General features: G+C 34.0%; 6 protein-coding genes. 1 reads left to right on the top strand and 5 read right to left on the bottom strand.

Annotated features, from left to right (window positions below; translation table 11 throughout):
* Together BMZ04_RS20560 and BMZ04_RS22115 are read right to left on the bottom strand one after the other, a co-directional pair.
* On the bottom strand, window positions 1-839 hold an 839-nt coding region (locus BMZ04_RS20560), incomplete at its 3' end, for an IS110 family transposase (protein WP_093277078.1).
* A 349-nt stretch (window positions 840-1188) separates the two neighbouring features.
* On the bottom strand, window positions 1189-1452 hold the full coding sequence (locus BMZ04_RS22115) for a hypothetical protein (RefSeq protein ID WP_143128332.1): 264 nt from the start codon (window positions 1450-1452) through the stop codon (window positions 1189-1191).
* 267 nt (window positions 1453-1719) lie between these two features.
* Between BMZ04_RS22115 and BMZ04_RS20555 the strand changes: the two genes are divergently transcribed.
* Entirely contained in the window at window positions 1720-3216 is a 1497-nt protein-coding gene (locus BMZ04_RS20555) for an OmpL47-type beta-barrel domain-containing protein (RefSeq protein WP_093277075.1), read from the top strand.
* A gap of 438 nt (window positions 3217-3654) precedes the next feature.
* Here the strand turns inward: BMZ04_RS20555 and BMZ04_RS20550 are convergent, their stop codons facing one another.
* The 3 genes from BMZ04_RS20550 to BMZ04_RS20540 form a co-directional block, all read right to left on the bottom strand.
* Window positions 3655-4266 (bottom strand): HXXEE domain-containing protein, encoded by a 612-nt coding sequence (locus BMZ04_RS20550; RefSeq protein ID WP_255368047.1) that lies wholly within the window; start codon window positions 4264-4266, stop codon window positions 3655-3657.
* Between the two features lie 254 nt (window positions 4267-4520).
* Window positions 4521-4994: a GNAT family N-acetyltransferase gene (locus BMZ04_RS20545; protein WP_177184529.1), complete on the bottom strand. Its 474-nt coding sequence runs from the start codon at window positions 4992-4994 to the stop codon at window positions 4521-4523.
* Window positions 4995-5228: 234 nt separating this feature from the next.
* Window positions 5229-6098: a cation diffusion facilitator family transporter gene (locus BMZ04_RS20540; RefSeq protein ID WP_093277069.1), complete on the bottom strand. Its 870-nt coding sequence runs from the start codon at window positions 6096-6098 to the stop codon at window positions 5229-5231.
* Between the last annotated feature and the right edge of the window lie 481 nt (window positions 6099-6579).

The following is a 6579-nucleotide window of genomic DNA, read 5'->3' as shown; positions in this document are numbered from 1 at the left end:
GCCATTTCGGCTAATTGACTGTTCACGGATTCAATTTCGCTTTCTAATAAGCGATATTGACGAAGGAGAGTGGCGATTTCTTGTCGGGCCATCTGGGTACCTTCTGTCAATCCAATCGAGTTTATGGAAGTCTCTATAAGAAGCTTCGCTTTAGGTAATTGAGGCGCTCTCATCCCCTCTACCTGACGGTAGAGAAAAACAAGCTCTTCTGCTGTTTTATTTTTAATATCTTGTGGTAATGGTGTCTTTTCTAATGTGGCCAGTGCCATCTTTCCAAAAGCCGGAAAGACCTGTGTAAACTCAGGAAAATAACGATCTAGCCAACGAATGATCCGATTTTTTATACTTGCTAGATCCTCCGTTAACTTTGATCTGAGAGTAGAGCCAATACGAAGTTCAGCTTCTATTTCTTTTAATATACGAGGATAGCTAAAGCGTCCGTCTTTCAATAACCGGGCGATGACTAATGCATCTTTTTTATCGTTCTTAGTTGGTAGATTATCGTCTAGTTCTTTCGAGCGTTTAACATGTAAGGGATTCACCATAACGAGTGGTATGCCATATTGATCCAAGAAATACGCTAAGTTCATCCAATAATGACCTGTCGGTTCAATGCCTACGATGACCTCTGTTTTCTTCGTTTCCTGCATCGTTTGAAGAATCTTTTCATACAAACTCTCGAAGCCTTCTTTTGATTGATTAACAGGAAATGCTTTTTCTATCATGCGGCCACGATCATCAACGAAGCAGGCGTAATGAACTCGCTTAGCGATGTCCATACCGACAACGAGTGTGTTTTCAGTAACTTGATTAATTTTTTGATTCATTTTAGAATTCATAGAGGGGTCCTCCTTGTATGATAATGGGTCAATGCCAGTTGACACTCAGCATCATACTAGAGGACTCTTTTTCTTGCAAGACCCTGAAAATCTTTCAAACAGGAATGCTGCCCCGTTAGTTTAAGTGTAACATTTCACAATGGATTTCTGAGATCTACTTGATGTTTCGGATAAAAAAATAAACTAACAAGTAACAATAAAGTTGTTTAATTTACTATAAAGTCTTTCAAAAAAATAAAGTTGTTTATTCAATGTAGTGTAGTGCTTTAATTTAAATTCCCATAATTGAATAAAAAGAAAAATCCCTTCTTTCAATATAAAAGTAGGGATTTTTGGCGTTTTAATAGACTTAGGGGATGGTTATTAAAGAAAAGCGCCCGATTGCTGAAGAACGAATATAAATCTTTGTACCAAATAGCCTTTTGATATTTATTTCTGATGCGGTCACCGTGGTGAAACTAAATGTGGTTTTCACATTTTTAATTAATGAGCTTTTATTGTTTTTTTCTAAATAAGAACTCAATCGACCATCACCTCTAAAATAGCTTTGTATGTTTAAGTCCTCAGTTAACCGTTTCAATACCACAACAAATTTTTCAATATCATTTCCCAAAAGTTGTAAGACATCTTTTTAAGAGTGTCCATTATTCTGGTTATAGTTCACAGGTACCTTGACCCACCAAATAATAGAAAGATTTAATTTTAGAAGTATATGGCGGTTCAACGGACCTGTCCCCACGTCCCAAATCTAAGTCTAATCGTTCATTTTCCGTTGATTTACTATTCTTTTACTATTCTTTTATAATATACTACAAAAGTAAAAAGGTTTAGATGTGTTATTTGATAAGATAATGAAATCGTAATACAGAGGAGAGATGGTTTGATCATGATAGTTTTGAAGAAACGTTTTCTTGCACGAGTAATGGTTTTATTGATGATAGTATCATTAGTATCTCCAACATCAACAGGCTTTGCACAAGTGGATCGTACACCACCGACATTACATAGTTTTGCAGTTTCAGATAAAGAGGCCACGGTTGATGACCAAGTTAAGATATCGGCAGATGTGACAGATGATTTATCAGGGGTTAAATCTGTAAGTGTGTATTATAGTAATCCGAAAGACACGGGTGGTAAACTTGTTAACCTCTTCTATAACTCTGCAACTGGAAAATATGAAGGGACTTTCAACGTCGGTCAGTATGATACTGAAGGTAAATGGAAAATAAGTAGCATCTCTGTAAGGGATAGTGAAAGAAATTCCTATGAATATTTAAACCAAACATACCCCTACAAAGATTATGAATCTGAAAGCCGCGATTTAAGCGACTATGACATCAATGTATATGAAACCAATTCAGACGTTACACCGCCAACAGTAAATAGTTTTACAGTTTCAGCTAAAGAGGCTTCCGTTGGTAATCATGTTAAGATGTCGGCAGATATAACAGACGATTTATCAGGGGTTAAATCTGTAAATGTGAGCTATCGTTTTCCGAACGGCGGTACTAGATCTATGGGCCTCTACTATAACTCTAAAACTGGAAAATATGAAGGGACTTTCCCCGTCAATAAGAATGATGCTGAAGGTGAATATAAACTACAAAACATCTATGTATGGGATAATCAAAATAATTCCATTGCTTATTATAACGAAAAATTAACTTATATATACCGCGATTTAGAATATGTATCCACTTATGAGGACCGCGATTTAAGCGATTATTCTATTAAAATAGTCCCATCCGATCAAATTAGCCCTGTAACAAAAATGGAACTAAAATCTTCTTTACCAAAGGCTAATGAATGGTACTCAAGTGATGTCAAAGTTTCATTAAATGCTACCGATGATAAATCGGGTGTTGCTAAAACATTATATAAAATAAATGATAGTGATTGGAGCCAGTATACCAATGCGTTCGAATTACAAAACGAAGGCGTAAACACAGTTGAGTATAAGAGCATTGATAAGGCAGGTAATGTTGAAGAAACTAAATCCATTGAGGTAAAAATCGATAAAACAGCACCAACATTAACCGTTTCCTTAGATCAATCAGTTATCACAAATAAAAACCACAAGTTGGTTCCGATAAATGCTTCAGTCAAAGCAGTCGACAATTTATCTGGAGTTGATTCATATGAATTGGTATCGATTGTAAGTAATCAACCGGATCACGCAAAAGGTTCTGGAAATACAACTCAAGATATACAAGGCGCTGAATTCGGGACATCCGATCTAAACTTCTTAGTACGTGCTGAAAGAAGTGGCAGCGGAGACCGTGTTTATACTATTACTTATAAAGCAACCGATAGTGCCGGAAACACAGTTACTGCTTCTCAGGAAATTGTGGTAAAACACGATAATTCTAAGAAGTAAAAGCTTAAAAAGCAGTTATACAAAACCTTATCAAGACCTATTTTAAAAAATGCAGATAAATTAATGGACATAACATATTTTATATGACTAATATGTTATGTCCTTTCTTACTCCATAATCGCGCCCGATTGCTGAATATCTAGATAGTGATTACTGCCTTTTACTTGTGGAACTAATGCCCTCGTTAGCTTAATTACACTTATTCACACTTAATTTTTAAAAAAGCATAGACTTACATAAGCGACATTACCAATGATCATTATTCTTATAACTTTTTCTATAAACTTAAACTTCATTCTTAGTTCCTATCCAAATAGAACTCAAAAACGCCATCCAAATTCCAAATAAACTAACGCCACACCGTAATGACCTAAGAAAAAGCTACCCTTACAGGCAGCCACATGCTTAACTAAAGCACCCGTTAGTAAAATTAGCATATTAGATTTCTATCCTACTTTTTTTTCCAATCCAATGAGCAAGCAAAGCAACTGGGATAATTAATAGACAAAAAGGTAAGCATAGAAAAATAATTTCCCATGTAATTACTTCATTCACTAATAATGAACGATATAAAAATAAACTGTATGGAATGATAACAATCAACGAAGTAAATGCACCAGGCGTAACGGAACGAAGAATGAAAGATTGACCAATATGAGTAAAAGCGTGTAGAAAAAAAGCCAATGTAATAATGGTAAAAATATAAATATTACCAAGTACTCCTTGAATCACATACTGATTTGCCATAACGGTTGAACTACTTACGAATAGAAATATAACTAATACGGCAACTGCAAACTGGGCTGTTGACATAGAAAATTGTTTAATCACTCTATCCGCAATTCTTTCCGGCAATATGTCATATATCATAGTTGAATTCCTCTTCATCCACCCTTCAGCCATAATAATTTCTTCAAAATCATGAAGGATAAACATAATCGGAAATAACCAGATAAGTGTTTGAACATCAAGCCACTGTTCCATAATCGCCATCCTTCCCATAAAAATTCTCTTATTTTCTTTTAAATTTACTTGGCGTTCTTTCTTCAACTAAACTGCACCTTTAGTTCAATAAGAAAAAAGGCTTTACTCCTTCTTGAAGTAAAGCACCCGTTAGTTTAAGTGAAACTATTCACATTTTCTCGAAAAGCTTGCCACTACTTTAACTGATAAAAAGGAAAGCTGAACGAAGTCCTACCAATGTTTAATTTCAATTCTATCCAGCTTCTTTATTTCAAAAGTTAACTATGGCGTACCAATATACTTTAACTAAAACACCCGTTACTTGAACAACAACTATACTATTAAAAATCTAAATTCATTTTCCTACTCACTGTAGACATTCCAAATCTCTCATAAAAAGAAATTGCTTTTTGGTTAAACTCCCATACATTTAATTCTAATGATGCTGCACTATTAATTTTTGACCAATCCACACAAGCTTGGAATAAAGCACTTCCAATTCCTTCTCTTTGGTAGTTGTTTTTAACTCCAAAATCATTCATATAAGCATACTTTCTCGGTGTCATAGACTCAAATGTAGGAGACACTTTTAATTCCATTACAGCAAATCCAACCACATTTCCCTTAAATTTAGCAACCAAGATTTCACATTCTGGGTTTTCTAATAATTTTTGAAAATAATTTTCTGGCATTACTTGTTCAACCTTCTGAAAAATATGCGGTAATGCTTCAGAATGTTCATCTTGCCCTTCTTTGACAATAGAATTAATCGTGTTAAAATCCTCTATTTTAGCTGACATAACATTTATTGTCATATCCATCCCCTCCCCTCATTTAACCTCTATTATAATTTACTCTTCAACTAAATTACTTCGTTAGATAACCATTTTTTATTGATAATTAGACTCTTTATATTAGTAATTCCTTATTTAACTAAACTGCTGCTTTAGTTCAATAAGAAAAAAGAACCTTCTAAGTAGCTCAATGATCTTCAATTTAAAAGAAACGCTAAGAGTAAAGAATATCTTAGGTAATACTTTCATTATTAATTAATTTGGCTCTACATGAACATGTACATCATAGACACCATGATCTTTGATCATGACTTTTTCAACATGGGTAGCAATATCATGAGCTTCTTTAATACCTAACTTAGAATTAACAAGGATTACGACATCTATTACCTCATTACTACCGTAGTTTCTCCCTCTAATTTCTTTAATCCCCTTAATTCCATCTACTTTTGTGATTACATTCCGATATAGTTCAATTTTATCTACATCAAATCCATCTGAAAGCTCATGAGAAGCTTCTTTAAAGATATCCCAAGCTGTTTTACAAATTAATAAACCTACAATAATCGCCGTTATCGTATCAAGCCATGGCATATTAAGTTGTGATCCGAATATACCTACTGCTGTTCCTATACTTACCCAAGCATCTGAAATGTTATCTTTTGCAGCTGCCATAACTGCTTTGCTCTTTATTTGATTTGCCAATTTTTTGTTATAGCGATAAACAAAATACATGACTATTGATGAAAAAACACCCACATATGCAGCAAGAATATTAGGAGTTTCTTTTTCACCGTGAAACATGGAGCTAATAGCATCATTCAGTACTTGTATTCCAACCGCTAACATAATAAATGATGCAATCATAGATGCAATTGTTTCACTTTTCCAATGACCGTAACCGTGGTCTTTATCCGGTGGTCTTTGTGAAAGTCTAAGTCCAATAAGTACAGCAATTGAAGCAATGATATCGGTTGTGTTATTTAGACCATCTGCTTTTAATGCCGAAGAGTCACTCATATACCCGATAACCAGCTTCAAGATGGAAAGACATATATACGCAATAATACTAATTATTGCACCACGTTCACCTAATTTAAGGTCATTATACTTTTTATTATCCATATTATTTCCTCCTCATACACTTGAACAATTCAAATTAGATAGTTTAATAAGTAAAGTTTCGTCTATGTATAATTCTTTCCTTGAAGCAAGAAAAACCCTCGACTGATAGCAGTCGAGGGTTTGGTATTAAAAAACATATAATTTTAAATGTAATATTTTCCATATTTTATCACTCGCAAAATTTTTGGCGTTTTTACATTATATCATGCAGAATATTATATATCAATCCAATAAACGCTTGATGTTTTATTCATTACTTTCATAAAATGAAAACATTGTAATGACATTGATAATTTGACATACCGTAACTTTATTTCCCCTTTGTACTTACATAGTTTAGTTTTCAATTTTCTTTGAACTAACCTGCTGCGTTAGTTCAAGAAGAAAAAGCTACCCTTACAGGCTGCCACTTGCTGAACTAAAGCACCCGTGAGTTCAACAAGAAAAAAAGTTTCTTCTGGAAGAAACGCCTATTTTTGTG

Source organism: Psychrobacillus sp. OK032 (assembly GCF_900111345.1).
GTDB lineage: Bacteria > Bacillota > Bacilli > Bacillales_A > Planococcaceae > Psychrobacillus.
This window is presented reverse-complemented; position numbering and strand designations above follow the sequence as displayed.

Excerpts from the sequence above, each read along its gene's own strand:
- BMZ04_RS20545 (WP_177184529.1), bottom strand. The coding sequence starts at position 4,994 with ATGACAATAAATGTTATGTCAGCTAAAATAGAGGATTTTAACACGATT.
- BMZ04_RS20540 (WP_093277069.1), bottom strand. The coding sequence starts at position 6,098 with ATGGATAATAAAAAGTATAATGACCTTAAATTAGGTGAACGTGGTGCA.